We start from the raw sequence: 14,599 nt of genomic DNA on the forward strand, positions 1-14,599 counted from the left end.
CGTCGCCGGTGTTGAACGCCCAGGGAGTGAGTCCGTGTTTCGTAGTGAACAGTCGCGGAACAGGACCTGCCTCACGCGAGGCGGCCTGTTCGATGGCGCTCCGATCGCTCGCCACGTCGCCGCATGCCCAATGGACTTGGCGAATGGGCGGAAGCCATTCGTCAAGGGCACTCGGCCCCGCGAAGTCGAAGTTCCATGTCTTGTTCCGAAGACGATGACCAAGAGCTTGTTGTCTCTGGATCGTTGTTTTCTCGACGTCGTCAAGATCGCACTCCGGGATCGCAGAAAACTCGAGGCCGATAATGTCTGGCCATGAAGGGTGATGATTGCCTCCGTGCCGGTGTTGCGCGAAGCGCCTCGTCACATCCTTCGTCTGTCCGACGTAACGGTCGCCATTAGAAAACTTGAGGATATAGATCCCACATCGCTCCTCGCGAAACAGAGGAGCGATGCTCTCGAGTTCGCGAACGTCGAAGAAGTGAAACCTGGGGAGACTCATCGACGGATCACCGCGGTGCGACATCAAGGATCGCGAGGTCGACGCCACCGCGACGGTCCGACCCCTCCACGTCGACGAGGGCGACGATTCTCCAATCCCCGTCCCCGTCGGGGTCGGCAAGAGTCTGAGTCGCCAGCCACCACGAACCCTCGAGCCGCTCGGCTTGCTCATCCGTCGCACCCGCAGCCGCCACATCCGCAGCCGAGGGCGACTCGTCGATGACGCACAGAGAGGCAGACCTCGCCGCCTGATCGATGCCGATCCAGTCGTACTCCGCCCAATACTTCGCCAATGCCCGATCCCAGCGGTCCGCATCCCACCCGGAGGCGGCGTCCTCGCGCCCCAGAGCCTCTACATCGTCACGGCTCATCAATTCAACACGGTGGAATAGGGCGGAGCGGATCGCCGTGCGGAAGGCGTGCCTATTCGCGCTGAAAGCCACCGTCCCGTCCTCGTCGGCGCCGAATGCCAACTCGACGCCGATTGCGTCCGCATCCGCCGAGATTTCGCGGCCCTCGGAGAGGGCCTCCCACTCGTCGAGCAGCGACGAGTCCACTGCGCGGATCAACGTGCCGAGCCAGTCGATGATTGCCACAACCTCCTGAGTCATCGCCCAGTCCGGGACGATCTGACGCATCGCCCGATACGCATCCGTCAAGTACCTCAAAACGACGCCCTCGGAGCGGCAAACGTCGTAGCGGGAAACGAGCTCCGTGAAAGTCATGGCGTTCTCCACCATCTCGCGCACGACGGACTTCGGAGAGATTTCCAGATCACCGACCCACGGATTCGCCTTGACATAGGTGGTGAAGGCACCGTCGAGCAACTCGCGCAGGGGTTGGGGCCACGTCACCTCTTCGAGGGCTTCCATCCGCTCGTCGTACTCCATCCCCTGGGCCTTCATTGCCGCGACAGCCTCACCCTTTACCGCTGAGCGCTGTGCGAAGAGAAGGGGACGCGGATCTTCCAACACCGCCTCGATGACGGAGACGACATCGAGGGCGAAGGACGGGGAGTCCGGATCGAGCAATTCGAGTGCGGCGAGCGCGAAGGGGGAGAGCGGTTGATTAAGGGCGAACTCGTCGGGCAGGTCCGTCGCGGCGCGCAGACGGGGCAGACCATCGAGGGCGGCAGCAGCGGAGGAGACGTGTTCGACGACCCCTGCGGCCCTCATCGACGAGTAGATCTCCCCGAGGCGGCGCAGATGAGGATTGACGTCCTGGGTGGGATCATCATTGCCGGTCGCGAGCTCCACCAAGTGAGCGCCGGGATCGCGCCCTGCCCGCTCCGCGCCGACAAGCACATTGAGCACCATTGAATGCGTGAGTGCGAAACGGCTGCGCAACTGCTCGGGAACCTGTGCGACGAGCCGTTCATACGTGCCCTTCGTCCACGAGATCGTGCCCTCGGCGGGGCCCTTGCGCTTCTTCGACTGCTTCTTCTTCAAGCGCTTGAGCTCTCGGGCATCGCGGGCTGCCTCTTCGGCTGCGCTCAGACGTGCGCGCTCGCGGGCCGCGTCGACCTCGTGTTCGGGTGCGAGGACGCGGACGAAACCGACGGTGTCGAACCCGGCGCGGCCCGCCCTGCCCGCGATCTGGTGGAATTCGCGCGCCGAGAGGTGGCGCATCCTCTCGCCGTCGAACTTGACGAGGGAGGTAATGAGGACCGTGCGGATCGGCACATTGATGCCAACGCCGAGGGTATCGGTGCCGCAGATGACAGGCAGCAGCCCTTGCTGGGTGAGACGCTCGACGAGCCTACGGTAGCGGGGCAGCATCCCGGCGTGATGGACGCCGATCCCCTGAGACAGTAAGGATTTCAGCGTCTGGCCGAAACCGCGGCCGAAGGTGACGGTGGCCAGGATCTTGGTGATCTGCTTCTTCTTATCCGCGTCGATGAGCGCCGCCTTGTCGAAGGACTGCGCTGTGGCGACGGCGTCGCGCTGGGCGAAGTGGACGACGTACACGGGCCACCGCCCCTCGGCCAGCAGCCTTTCGACGGTGTCGCCGAGCCGGTCCACGACATAGTCGAACTCGAGCGGAACGGGACGCTCGGCGTCATCGACGAGGGCGACATCGCGTCCCGTCCTCTCTTTCCATGCCGCTTCGAATCGGGAGGTGTCGCCGAGTGTGGCCGACATAGCGACGAATTGCGGGCGCGTGAGCTCAAGGAGCGGCACCTGCCACGCCCAGCCGCGCTGCGGATCGGAGTAGAAGTGGAACTCATCCATGATGACCATGTCCGCATCGAGCGCGGGCCCCTCGCGCAGCGATTGATTCGCGAGGATCTCCGCCGTGCAGCAGATGATCGGCGCCAGGGGATTCAACGCGACATCCCCGGTGATCATGCCGACATTGTCGGCACCGAATAACGCGACGAGGTCGAAGAACTTCTCCGAGACGAGGGCCTTGAGGGGCGCCGTGTAGTACGAGCGCCCGCCGCGCGCCATGGACACGAAATGCGCGGCGAGGGCGATCATCGACTTGCCCGATCCGGTGGGGGTCGCGGCGATGACGTGATGGGCGTCGAGCAACTCGAGGAAGGCCTCGTCCTGGTGGGGGTAGAGGGGGCGACCCGTGGACTCGGCCCAAGAGGTGAATGCCGTGTAGAGGGCATCCGCGTCGTCGAGGAGTCCATCGTCCTCGAGGTCGTCGAGCAGTTCGTTGAGGGTCGCCGTCATGGGATCATTCTTCCAGACGAGGACGGTCATGTACTGACCGTCTGATCCGTCACGGCATCCGACTATGGCATCCTTTTCGACGTCGATCCGATCAATGAACCCTTTCGGGGGACAATGCCCGCCGACCTGGGGCGTCTAGAGGAGGGAACGCGACATGGATAACCTCGCGACCGGTATCTTGGCCATCGCCGACTGGATCACCCTGCACATCACCGTCTGGGTCCTCGTCGGCACGGGCCTGTTCCTCACCATCGTGTCGAGGGGAGTGCAAGTGCGCCGCTTCCCCGACATGATCCGAGCGGTCACGGGATCGCGGCGCGGCGCCGAGGGCGGCATCTCCTCTTTCCAGGCGTTCACCATCTCGCTGGCAGCGCGCGTCGGAGTCGGCAATATCTTCGGAGTCGCGGCGGCCCTGCTCATGGGCGGCCCGGGAGCGATCTTCTGGATGTGGATCGTTGCCCTCGTCGGAATGGCGACAGCATTCTTCGAGGCGACTCTCGCGCAGATGTTCAAGGTCCGCGCCGATGATGGGACCTTCCGCGGAGGCCCCGCCTACTACATCTCACTCGGCATGAAGAACAGGGTCCTCGCCTCCATCTTCGCAATCATCACGGTCATCACCTGCGCATTCGTCATCACCTCGGTGCAGTCGAATGCTATTGCGAGCACCCTCTTGTCGGCTTTGGGGGACACCGGCGCCAGCCCCGTGGAGGGAATGGGCGGGCTCAGCGCCGCTCAACTCGTCATCACTGCGCTGCTCTTCGTGTTCTCCGCAATGGTGATCTTCGGCGGGATCCGCACGGTCGCCCGCGTCACCGAATGGATGGCCCCGATCATGGCGACGATCTACATCATCATGGTTGCGATCACCATCGCCATGAACATCTCCGCGTTCGGGTCGGTCCTCGTGCAGATCATCGATTCGGCCTTCGCACCCGAACCCGTCGTCGGCGGGCTGGGCGGAGGAATCTTCGCGGCGCTCATCAATGGCACCAAGCGCGGTCTGTTTTCCAACGAGGCGGGCCAGGGCACCGCGCCCAATGCTGCGGCGACTGCGACCGTGTCGCACCCGGTGCGCCAGGGCCTCATCCAGTCGCTCGGCGTCTTCATCGACACCGTCGTCGTGTGCACCGCGACCGCCTTCGTAATCCTTATCGCCGGCCCTAACGTGTGGGGGAATGAGGGCGCGAATCCTGCGAATCTCACCAGTCTCGCCGTTGCCAGCGAGCTGGGAGCCTGGACGATCCTGCCGATGGCGATCCTCATCTTCGTGCTCGCCTACTCGTCGATCATCGCCGCCTACGTGTACTCCGAGACGAATATGACCTTCGTGACGAACTCGAGGTGGGCGACGTGGATGGTGCGCATCATCTCGGTCGCCTCCGTGGTGCTCGGTGCCCTCGCGTCCCTCGACCTCGTGTGGAATACCGTCGATATCGCGATGGCGGTGATGACGGTGACGAACCTCGTCGCATTGCTGTGGCTGTCGAAGTGGGGACTGGGGGCGCTGCGCGACTACGAGAAGCAGCGGAGCGAAGGGATCGACTCGCCGGTCTTCGTCGGTGTGAGCAACCCGCTTCTTCCGGGGGATGTTCCAACGGATTCGTGGACCGGCCGGGACTGAGGGCTCAATCGCGGGCATCATCCTCGCTATTTGTCTGACAATTTGTCGCGGGGAGGGCGATTTTCGTGGACTGGACCACAGTGACGAACTACCCTTACTCCCATGAGAATTGTTCGCTTTTCCGATGGTGAATCCCCTCGTTACGGGGCCCTCGAAGACGGCTCGACCCGCATCGTCGTCCTCAAGGGCGACCCCCTCTTCAACGAGGTCGAACCCGATGGGCGCATCGTTGAACTCGATGACGTCAGACTTCTGTCCCCGGTCATCCCCCGGTCGAAGGTCATCGGCATCGGCACGAACTTCGGAGACGAGGTCCGCGCCCCGGGCAGCCCCGAGCCCGAGACGATGCCGCCGATCTTCCTCAAGGCGAACACATCCGTCATTGGCCCCGACGACCCGATCGTCCTGCCCAGTTGGAGCGATGACGTCATCTACGAGGGCGAACTCGCAGTCGTCATCAAGTCCCTCGCCAAAGACGTCCCCCCAGACGAGGTCGACGACGTCGTCCTCGGCTACACGCTGTGCAATGACGTGACGGCGCGTTCGGCCATGGACGGCGGCCCATGGGATAAGGCGAAGAGCTTCGACACGGCCTGTCCGCTCGGACCGTGGATCGTTGTCGACCCGGATCTGAACGTCCACAACCTCACGATCCGCGGCACGATCAACGACGAGCAGGAGACCAGCGGATCGACTGCGTACATGCTGCACACCGTCCCAGAACTCGTCGCCTATTGCTCGACCCTGTTCACACTGCTCCCCGGCGACGTCATTACCACCGGGTGCCCCGGCGTCTTCGGAGAGCTCCACGAGGGCGACACAGTCTCCTTCGAAATCCCCGAGATCGGACGGCTCACCAACCCGGTCGTTCGCAGGTAACATCGCATCAGCCCGACAGGGTCGGGAATGCGTGCGTCAAAGGAGAACAATGTCATCGGTACAAGAGCCGGGGCAGTCCGCAGACTCCGCCCTGGCAGTGGAAATGGCGGGACTCGACGTTATCCCCGAGTCCGACCGCAAGGGCAAGCCCTCCGACTTGTTCATGCCGTGGTTCGCGGCGAATATCTCCGTCCTCGGCATCTCCTGGGGCTCGTGGGTCCTCGGGTTCGGAATCTCATTCATCCAAGCGGTCGTCGTCTCCGTCATCGGTGTGACGCTGTCGTTCCTCGTCTGCGGCCTCATCGCCATCGCGGGAAAGCGCGGCTCCGCACCAACACTCGTTCTGTCCCGAGCGGCATTCGGATACAACGGCAATAGGGTGTCGGCGTTCATCTCGTGGATCCTCACTGTCGGATGGGAGACCTTCTTGTGCGTCATGGCCGTTCAGGCGAGCGCCACTGTCATGACGGCACTGGGCTTCACCAACCATCTGGCGGCCCAGGTCATTGCCCTGGTCCTCGTGGTCGCCCTCGCCGCGGGGTCCGGGATCCTCGGATTCGACATGATCATGAGGGTTCAAACGTGGATCACGTGGGCGACGGCGGTCCTCACGATCATTTACCTGATTCTCGCCTCCCCGACCATCGACATGCACGCCGTCCTGTCTGCGCCCGCGGGCCCGATCACCGCAGTCCTCGGCGCGGGGTGCATGCTCCTCGTCGGATTCGGATTCGGGTGGATCAATGCGGCCGCCGACTACTCGCGGTATTTGCCGCGCAAGGCCTCCACCCCCGGCGTCGTCGGCTGGACGACTATCGGCGCAGCACTGCCGACCGTCGTCCTCGTCTTCTTCGGCCTGCTCATCGTTGGGTCCAACCCCGAGATGTCGGATGCGATCTCCTCCGACCCGATCGGCGCCCTGACAACGATCCTGCCGACATGGTTCCTCATCCCCTTCGCTCTCGTCGCAATCCTCGGACTCATCGGAGGGATCGTCATGGACATCTACTCCTCCGGACTGTCACTCCTGGCTACCGGGCTCCCCGTCACCCGCCCAGTCGCAACTGCCCTCGACGGCACCATCATGCTCATCGGCACGGTCATCGTAGTGTTCTTCTCCGACTCCTTCTTCGCGCCGTTTCAGGGATTCTTGACCACGCTCGGCGTCGTTATCTCCGCGTGGGGCGGCGTCATGCTCGCCGATATCGCCCTGCGCAAGAAGGACTACGATGAGCCCTCACTCTTCGTCCCTGACGGCCTGTACGGGTCCGTCAACTGGGGTGCCGTCGCGAGCCTCGTCGTCGGCGCGGTCATCGGGTGGGGCTTCGTCGTCAACTCCGCGGCCGACTGGCTCAGCTGGCAGGGATATCTACTCGGCCCGCTCGGAGGTCGCGACGGCGCGTGGGCGTTCGCAAATATCGGTGTCCTGCTCGCCCTCATCGTCGGCTTCATCGGGTACTGGCTGAGTTCCGCCCGCCGCGTCCGCGCGCAGGAGGAACACGAGCCGCGGCCCTTCGGACAGATCTGACATGAGTGTCGACCCCCGCTTCACCAGCGTACTCATCGACGCCGACGCGACAGCAGGAGCCGGGCTCATCGCCGAGGCGACGGGAGCGGACCACCACGATGCACTCGTCGTCCTCGGCTCTGGCCTAGCCGATGTGCTCGCCGACTCTCAGACGTGGGAGGCACCCACCGCGGTCCTCGCCCTCTCCGACCTGCCGGGCGTCCTCGCCCCCGTCGCCGACGGACACGTCGACGAATTGCGCTCCTACGAGGTCGCAGGATCGCACGTCCTCGTCGCACTGGGACGCACCCACCTGTACGAGGGAGTCGCCCCGATGCAGGTGACAGCCCTCGCCCGCACTGCGGTCGCAGCCGGGATCGGGCGGGCCGTGCTGTGCAATGCGAACGGGTGCCTGCGCGACTGGACGCTCGGGGACGTCATGGTGATCCGCGATCACCTCAACTTCTCGGGCTCCTCGCCCTTCACCGGGACGCTCTTCTGCGATGTCTCCGGCACCTGGGACGCGGACTTGTCGCGCCTCCTCGAGGGCGTCTGCGAGCGCTCCGGCACCTATGCGATCCTGCGAGGACCCGAATACCAGACCATGGCGGAGACCCGCTGGCTCGCCTCCAGCGGAGTCGACTGCGTCGGAATGTCGACCGTCATGGAGGCGATCACCCTGCACGCGCTGGGCGTGCGGGTGGCGGGCATGAGCGTCGTCTCCGACCTGTCCTTCGCCGACGCGCCGACCGATCCTACTGCGGTCGTCGAGGCGGCGGCCCGAGCGGGACAGAGGGTGTGCGAAGGCATCGAGGCGGTGCTCACCGCGCCGTAACCGGGGGGTGGGTGCGTGCGAGCGCCTGCGCGAAGACGAGTAGAATCGGGGCATCATGAGTGAAACGACTGCTTCGGGCGCCGACGTGCGCGTACGCTTCTGCCCCTCGCCGACCGGCACCCCCCACGTGGGAATGGTCCGCACATGCCTGTTCAACTGGGCGTATGCGCGCCACACGGGCGGCACCTTCGTCTTCCGCATCGAAGACACCGACGCTGCGCGCGACTCCCAGGAGTCTTTCAACCAGATTATCGATTCCCTCGCGTGGCTCGGCCTCGACTGGGACGAGGGCGTCGGCAAAGGGGGGCCCCACGGTCCCTACCGCCAGTCCGAGCGCATGGAGATCTACGCCGATGTCGCAGCCCGACTCCTCCAAGCGGGATTCGCCTACGAGTCCTACTCCACCCCGGAAGAGGTAGAGGCGCGCCACCGCGCCAGGGGCGAGGACCCCAAGCTCGGCTACGACGGCTACGACCGCGACCTCAGCGAAGAGCAGATCGCCGCGTACAAAGCCGAGGGGCGCCGTCCCGTACTGCGCATCCGCATGCCCGACGAGGACATCACCTTCACCGACCTGATCCGCGGGGAGATCACCTTCAAAGCGGGCTCAGTTCCCGACTACGTGATCGTCCGCGCGAACGGGCACCCGCTGTACACCCTCGTCAACCCGATCGACGACGCGCTCATGGAGATCACGCACGTGTTGCGCGGCGAGGACCTGCTGTCCTCAACGCCTCGACAGATCGTCTTGTACCGCGCCCTCGAAGCGATCGGAGTCGCGAAATTCATGCCCCGCTTCGGCCACCTGCCCTATGTCATGGGGGAGGGGAATAAGAAGCTCTCCAAGCGTGACCCCGAGTCGAACCTCCTGCTCCACCGCGAGGCGGGCATGATCCCCGAGGGGCTCAATAACTACCTCGCCCTGCTCGGATGGTCGATCGGCCCCGACCGCGACATCTTCTCCATGAGTGAACTCGCCGAGGCTTTCGACATCTCCGAGGTGAACCCGAACCCGGCGCGCTTCGACCAGAAGAAGTGCATCGCGATCAACGCCGAGCAGATCCGCATGCTCGACGGCGACGACTTTCGCAGGCGTCTCGTTCCCTTCCTCCACCGCGACGGACTCGTCTTGGCGGACTCCTACGAGGAACTGACCGAACATGAGCGCACCGTTCTTGACGCCGCGGCGCCGCTGGCGCAGACGCGCATACAGCTGCTCGGGGAGTCGGGGCCGCTTATGCGCTTCCTCTTCGTCGCAGCCGAGGGCATCTTCTATGAGGACAAGGCACTGTCCAAGCTGAAGGATTCGGCGTCCGACGTGTTGCGAGCAGCGTCGCGGGTCGTCTCCGAGTTGGAGGACTTCACTCCGACCTCGATCAAGGCAGCACTCGATGTCGCCCTCGTCGAGGAGATGGGCATCAAGCCGCGCTTCGCATTCGGACCGCTCTTCGTCGCGATGACGGGGTCGAATGTGTCGCTCCCCGTCGTCGATTCCATGGCGATCCTTGGCCGCGACGAGGTTCTCACCCGCATCGGCAGACTGGCCGCCAGGATCGGCTGAGGGATCGTGAAGATCCTGCTAGTGAGTGGTGCCACGCCGCTCAAATTTGGCATCTGGGCGGCGCTGGGCTAGTCTTTTCTTTCGTCGCCGCGACTCGACGGAGTCGATGGTGAACCCCTTGGGGTATGGTGTAATTGGCAACACAGCTGATTCTGGTTCAGCCATTCTAGGTTCGAGTCCTGGTACCCCAGCGACAAGAGCTTCGGCTCTTGCTCAGGCCCCCATCGTCTAGCGGCCTAGGACGACGCCCTCTCACGGCGTTAACACCGGTTCAAATCCGGTTGGGGGTACCACTCCGGATCATCATTCGGGTGATGCTCATTCGAGCATGAGGCCCCCATCGTCTAGCGGCCTAGGACGACGCCCTCTCACGGCGTTAACACCGGTTCAAATCCGGTTGGGGGTACGAAGAGAGCGGAGGCGCCTACGGACGCCTCCGCTTCATCATGAATTCGCTGTGCGAACTGATGGTAACAAGTCGATACGACCTTGCCAACTGTCGCCTGTCGTCGAAGCCGACCTGCGAAAACGAAGAGTCATCGGTGTGGTGTGCCCGAGTTGTTGCTAGATCGACGCTCGAAACGAAGACTCAGAGCTCCACGTCCTCCACGCTGCGCAGGAAGTCCGAGAGGCGGTTCGCCGCTGCAACGACCGAAGGACCGTGCTGTCTGCCGGGCTGGCGCCCCATGCGCTCGATCGGGCCCGAGATCGACAAGGCGGCGAGGACTCGACCCGATGGTCCGCGAACCGGCGCGGACACCGAGGCGACGCCGGGCTCGCGCTCTCCGACGGACTGCGCCCAGCCGCGGCGACGGACCTGGGACAGCATCGTCGCATTGAAAGACGCGCCGTACAGGCCGCGGTGCAGACGGTCGGGCTCTTCCCAGGCGAGCAGGACCTGCGCGGCGGAACCGGCACTCATGGACAGGGTCGCGCCGACGGGGATGGAATCGCGCAGACCCATCTCCCTTTCGGAAGCGGCGACGCAGACGCGGTAATCGCCCTGGCGGCGGAACAGCTGAGACGATTCCTTCGTGTGATCGCGCAGCGCTTCCAGGACTGGCATCGATGCGGCGAGGAGTCGGTCCTCGCCCGCTGATGAGGCGAGTTCTTGCAGACGGGGGCCGAGAACGAATCGGCCCTGCATGTCGCGGGCGACCATGCGGTGATATTCGAGCGCCACCGCGAGGCGATGGGCCGTCGGGCGTGCCAAACCGGTTGCGGAAACGAGCTGGGCCAAGGTGGCGGGACCCGATTCGAGTGCACCCAGAACGAGTGCCGCCTTGTCCAGGACGCCGACTCCGCTTGATGAAGAGTCCTCCATGAATACACAGTCTGCCATCTCATCCATTGAGATGGCAAGTCTTCGCATCATGAAACGGGAAGACGATGAGGGCGAACGGTGACACGTACGTCAGAAAACACTGTGTAGCGGCAAGGAGGAACCATGACCGGCACCATGGCCGAGAAGGTCTGGAACGACCACATCGTCAAGAGGGGCGAGGGCGGGGCCCCCGATCTCCTCTACATCGACCTTCATCTCGTCCACGAGGTGACCAGCCCGCAGGCCTTCGAGGGTCTGCGCCTCGCCGGGCGCACCGTCCGCCGCCCTGATCAGACGATTGCCACCGAGGATCACAACACTCCGACTCTCGACATCGATCTGCCGATCGCCGATGAGACGAGCCGCACCCAGATCAACACGCTGCGCTCCAATGCGAAGGAATTCGGTATTCGCCTGCACTCGCTCGGCGACGCCGATCAGGGTATCGTCCACGTTGTCGGCCCCCAGCTCGGCCTCACCCAGCCCGGCCTGACCATTGTGTGCGGAGACTCGCACACGTCCACCCACGGGGCATTCGGCGCTCTCGCTTTCGGGATCGGCACCAGCCAGGTCGAGCACGTCCTCGCAACTCAGACGCTGCCCCTCGCGCCCTTCAAGACCATGGCGATCACCGTCAACGGCTCCCTGCCCGAAGGCTCGACCGCCAAGGACATCATTCTCGCCGTCATTGCGAAGATTGGCACCGGCGGAGGCCAGGGTTACGTCCTCGAATACCGTGGACAGGCGATTCGCGAGCTGTCGATGGAAGGGCGGATGACGATCTGCAACATGTCCATCGAAGCGGGCGCACGCGCCGGAATGGTCGCCCCTGACCAGACGACATTCGACTACATCAAGGGCCGCCCCCACGCCCCCGAGGGCGAAGAATGGGACAGGGCCGTCGAATACTGGAAGACCCTGCCCTCCGATGAGGACGCCGTCTTCGATGCGGAGGTCGTCTTCGACGCCGCCGACATTGAGCCCTTCGTCACCTGGGGCACCAACCCCGGCCAGGGAGTCCCCCTGTCGGCATCCGTCCCCAACCCCCAGGAGATCGGCGACGAGACGAAGCGCGCTGCCGCCGAGCGCGCCCTCGAATACATGGGGCTGGAAGCGGGTACGCCGATGCGCGCCATCGGAGTGGACACCGTCTTCCTCGGCTCGTGCACCAACGGGCGCATCGAGGATCTGCGCGCTGCCGCCGAAATCCTCAAGGGTCGCACCAAGGCCGAGGGCGTGCGCATGCTCGTCGTACCGGGTTCGGCGCGCGTCCGCCTCCAGGCCGAGGCCGAGGGTCTCGACAGGGTCTTCACGGATTTCGGAGCCGAGTGGCGCAACGCCGGCTGCTCGATGTGCCTGGGCATGAACCCCGACACTCTGTCCCCGGGTGAGCGTTCGGCCTCGACCTCGAACCGCAACTTCGAGGGGCGTCAGGGCAAGGGCGGACGCACCCACCTCGTGTCGCCGCTGGTGGCAGCGGCTACAGCCGTGCGCGGTACCCTGTCCAGCCCCGCCGACCTGTGAGCAGCAACGAAAAAGGAGACTGACATGGATAAGTTCACGACCCACACCGGTGTCGGCGTCCCGCTTCGTCGCTCGAACGTCGACACCGACCAGATCATCCCGGCCGTCTACCTCAAAAGGATCACTCGCACGGGATTCGACGACGCCCTCTTCGCTGCGTGGCGTTCCGACCCGTCCTTCATCCTCAACCAGGACGCCTACAAGTCCGCCTCCGTCCTCATCGCCGGACCCGACTTCGGCACAGGCTCGTCGCGCGAGCACGCCGTGTGGGCGCTCAAGGACTACGGCTTCCGCGTCGTCCTCGCCCCGAAGTTCGCTGACATTTTCCGCGGCAACGCCGGTAAGCAGGGCCTCGTTGCGGGCGTCATCACGCAGGAGGACTGCGAGTCGCTGTGGAAGGTCCTCGAGACTGAGCCCGGCACCGAGGTGACGGTGTCCCTCGAGACGAAGACCGTCACGGCCGGTCCCATCACCACAAGCTTCGAGATTGACGACTACGTGCGTTGGTGTCTCATGGAGGGCCTCGACGACATCGCGCTGACCCTGCGCGACGAGGAGGCGATCAGCGACTACGAGGCGCGCCGCCCCGACTTCAAGCCGAAGACCCTTCCCGCGAAGTTCCTGCCTAAGGAAGAGGTCGTCTCCGCCAGGCCCATCAATATCGGCATGCCGACTGTGCGCTGAAGCTTTGGCGTGCCCGCTTGCACGCATGTGAATACGGCGACGCGCCCTGTGGGGGATTCGACTCCCCTGTGGGCGCGGCGCAGTCGTGTCCTGGAATAGAGTGGTGGCATTCCTAGAATCCCCACCCAGGAGTTCAACGAAATGTCCTCAGTGCTGCGAGTAGAAGGCGGCCATCCGCTCGAGGGAACCATTACCGTTCGCGGCGCAAAGAACTTCGTGCCCAAGGCGATGGTCGCCTCCCTCCTGGGGGATTCGCCGTCGCAATTATCGAATGTCCCCCTCATCCGCGACGTTGACGTCGTCTCCGATCTACTCGGCCTTCACGGCGTCACCGTGGACTTCGATCAGAAGAGCGGCGTAATGTCCCTCGACCCGACGAATGTCACCGTCGCCTCCCGATCCGATATCGACTCCCTCGGAGGAGCCTCGCGCATTCCGATCCTCTTCTGCGGCCCTCTCCTCCACCAGCTCGGCGAGGCCTTCATCCCCGAACTCGGCGGCTGCAATATCGGCGGACGCCCTATCGACTTCCACCTCGACACCCTGCGCAATTTCGGCGCCGTCGTCGACAAGCGCACCGACGGGGTCCATATCAAACGGCCCGCGGAGGGGCTGCACGGAGCCGTCATTGAGCTGCCCTTCCCCTCGGTGGGCGCCACAGAGCAGACACTGCTCACCGCGGTGCGCGCCGAGGGAATCACGACCCTCAAGGGGGCGGCTGTCGAACCGGAGATCATGGATCTGATCAACGTACTGCAGAAGATGGGCGCCATCATCTCCGTCGACACGGATCGCACGATCCGCATCGAGGGCGTCTGTCGACTCACCGGGTTCCGCCACACGGCCCTTCCCGACCGCATTGAGGCCGCCTCCTGGGCAGCTGCGGCGCTCGCCACTCACGGCGACGTGTACGTCTTGGGCGCACACCAGCCGGATATGACGACCTTCCTCAACACCTTCCGTAAGGTAGGCGGCGCCTTCACCATCGATTCCGAGGGCATCCGTTTCTACCACCCGGGCGGCGAACTCCACTCCATCGCCCTGGAGACGGCGGTCCACCCTGGTTTCATGACGGACTGGCAGCAGCCGCTCGTCGTCGCCCTCACCCAGGCGCAGGGACTGTCCATCGTCCACGAAACGGTCTACGAGAATCGATTCGGCTTCACCAGCGCCCTGCGCAAGATGGGCGCGAATATCCAGGTCTACCGCGAGTGCCTCGGCGGCACGCCCTGCCGCTTCGGCCAGCGCAACTTCTTCCACTCGGCGGTCATCTCCGGCCCCACGCCGCTGCACGCGGCAGATATCGTGGTTCCCGACCTGCGCGGCGGCTTCTCGCACCTCATTGCGGCCCTCGCCGCGAAGGGCACTTCCACGGTCGCGGGCATCGACGTCATCGCGAGGGGTTACGAACACTTCACGAGTAAACTCCACCAGCTCGACGCCCGCGTCGAATACGCGTGAGCGAGTGGGAGTCACCTGTCG

The 14,599-nt window shown here is 64.4% G+C and carries 10 protein-coding genes, 3 tRNA genes and 1 pseudogene; 11 read left to right on the top strand and 3 right to left on the bottom strand.

Features of this window, described 5'->3' with window-relative positions; all coding sequences use genetic code 11:
- Positions 1-331: 331 nt before the first annotated feature.
- Together BQ7471_RS11890 and BQ7471_RS04130 are read right to left on the bottom strand one after the other, a co-directional pair.
- Positions 332-523: pseudogene (locus BQ7471_RS11890) on the bottom strand (GIY-YIG nuclease family protein); the annotation flags it as partial.
- On the bottom strand, positions 507-3,179 hold the full coding sequence (locus BQ7471_RS04130) for a DEAD/DEAH box helicase (protein WP_076466129.1): 2,673 nt from the start codon (positions 3,177-3,179) through the stop codon (positions 507-509). The pseudogene BQ7471_RS11890 and the gene BQ7471_RS04130, both read right to left, overlap by 17 nt.
- Positions 3,180-3,333: 154 nt before the next feature.
- Here BQ7471_RS04130 and BQ7471_RS04135 point away from each other — a divergent pair, with 154 nt between their 5' ends.
- The 8 genes from BQ7471_RS04135 to BQ7471_RS04170 all read left to right on the top strand — a co-directional run bounded on the left by BQ7471_RS04135 (position 3,334) and on the right by BQ7471_RS04170 (position 9,991).
- On the top strand, positions 3,334-4,803 hold the full coding sequence (locus BQ7471_RS04135; RefSeq protein ID WP_076464494.1) for an alanine/glycine:cation symporter family protein: 1,470 nt from the start codon (positions 3,334-3,336) through the stop codon (positions 4,801-4,803).
- A 102-nt stretch (positions 4,804-4,905) separates the two neighbouring features.
- A complete protein-coding gene (locus BQ7471_RS04140) occupies positions 4,906-5,682 on the top strand; it encodes a fumarylacetoacetate hydrolase family protein (RefSeq protein ID WP_076464496.1) in 777 nt (258 codons plus the stop codon).
- A gap of 49 nt (positions 5,683-5,731) precedes the next feature.
- Positions 5,732-7,210, top strand: coding sequence for a purine-cytosine permease family protein (locus BQ7471_RS04145; protein ID WP_235821237.1), 1,479 nt, complete (start codon positions 5,732-5,734; stop codon positions 7,208-7,210).
- Position 7,211: 1 nt separating this feature from the next.
- The gene (locus tag BQ7471_RS04150; RefSeq protein WP_076464497.1) at positions 7,212-8,024 is read left to right on the top strand and encodes a purine-nucleoside phosphorylase; all 813 of its coding nucleotides are present in this window, start codon (positions 7,212-7,214) and stop codon (positions 8,022-8,024) included.
- A gap of 55 nt (positions 8,025-8,079) precedes the next feature.
- Entirely contained in the window at positions 8,080-9,585 is a 1,506-nt protein-coding gene (gene gltX, locus BQ7471_RS04155; RefSeq protein WP_076464499.1) for a glutamate--tRNA ligase, read from the top strand.
- A gap of 119 nt (positions 9,586-9,704) precedes the next feature.
- Positions 9,705-9,776, top strand: a tRNA-Gln gene (locus tag BQ7471_RS04160).
- Between the two features lie 26 nt (positions 9,777-9,802).
- Positions 9,803-9,878 (top strand) — tRNA-Glu (locus BQ7471_RS04165).
- 40 nt (positions 9,879-9,918) lie between these two features.
- Positions 9,919-9,991, top strand: a tRNA-Glu gene (locus BQ7471_RS04170).
- A gap of 183 nt (positions 9,992-10,174) precedes the next feature.
- Here the strand turns inward: BQ7471_RS04170 and BQ7471_RS04175 are convergent.
- On the bottom strand, positions 10,175-10,909 hold the full coding sequence (locus BQ7471_RS04175; protein WP_076464500.1) for an IclR family transcriptional regulator: 735 nt from the start codon (positions 10,907-10,909) through the stop codon (positions 10,175-10,177).
- A 123-nt stretch (positions 10,910-11,032) separates the two neighbouring features.
- On the opposite strand from BQ7471_RS04175, the gene leuC reads away from it, so the two are divergent.
- The 3 genes from leuC to murA all read left to right on the top strand — a co-directional run bounded on the left by leuC (position 11,033) and on the right by murA (position 14,578).
- The gene (gene leuC, locus BQ7471_RS04180) at positions 11,033-12,433 is read left to right on the top strand and encodes a 3-isopropylmalate dehydratase large subunit (RefSeq protein ID WP_076464502.1); all 1,401 of its coding nucleotides are present in this window, start codon (positions 11,033-11,035) and stop codon (positions 12,431-12,433) included.
- A 24-nt stretch (positions 12,434-12,457) separates the two neighbouring features.
- Positions 12,458-13,117: a 3-isopropylmalate dehydratase small subunit gene (gene leuD, locus BQ7471_RS04185; protein WP_076464503.1), complete on the top strand. Its 660-nt coding sequence runs from the start codon at positions 12,458-12,460 to the stop codon at positions 13,115-13,117.
- A 141-nt stretch (positions 13,118-13,258) separates the two neighbouring features.
- Complete coding sequence (gene murA, locus BQ7471_RS04190) at positions 13,259-14,578, top strand: UDP-N-acetylglucosamine 1-carboxyvinyltransferase (RefSeq protein ID WP_076464505.1); 1,320 nt, start codon at positions 13,259-13,261, stop codon at positions 14,576-14,578.
- Positions 14,579-14,599: the final 21 nt, after the last annotated feature.

Origin of the sequence: Actinomyces mediterranea (assembly GCF_900155595.1) — a bacterium.
GTDB lineage: Bacteria > Actinomycetota > Actinomycetes > Actinomycetales > Actinomycetaceae > Pauljensenia > Pauljensenia mediterranea.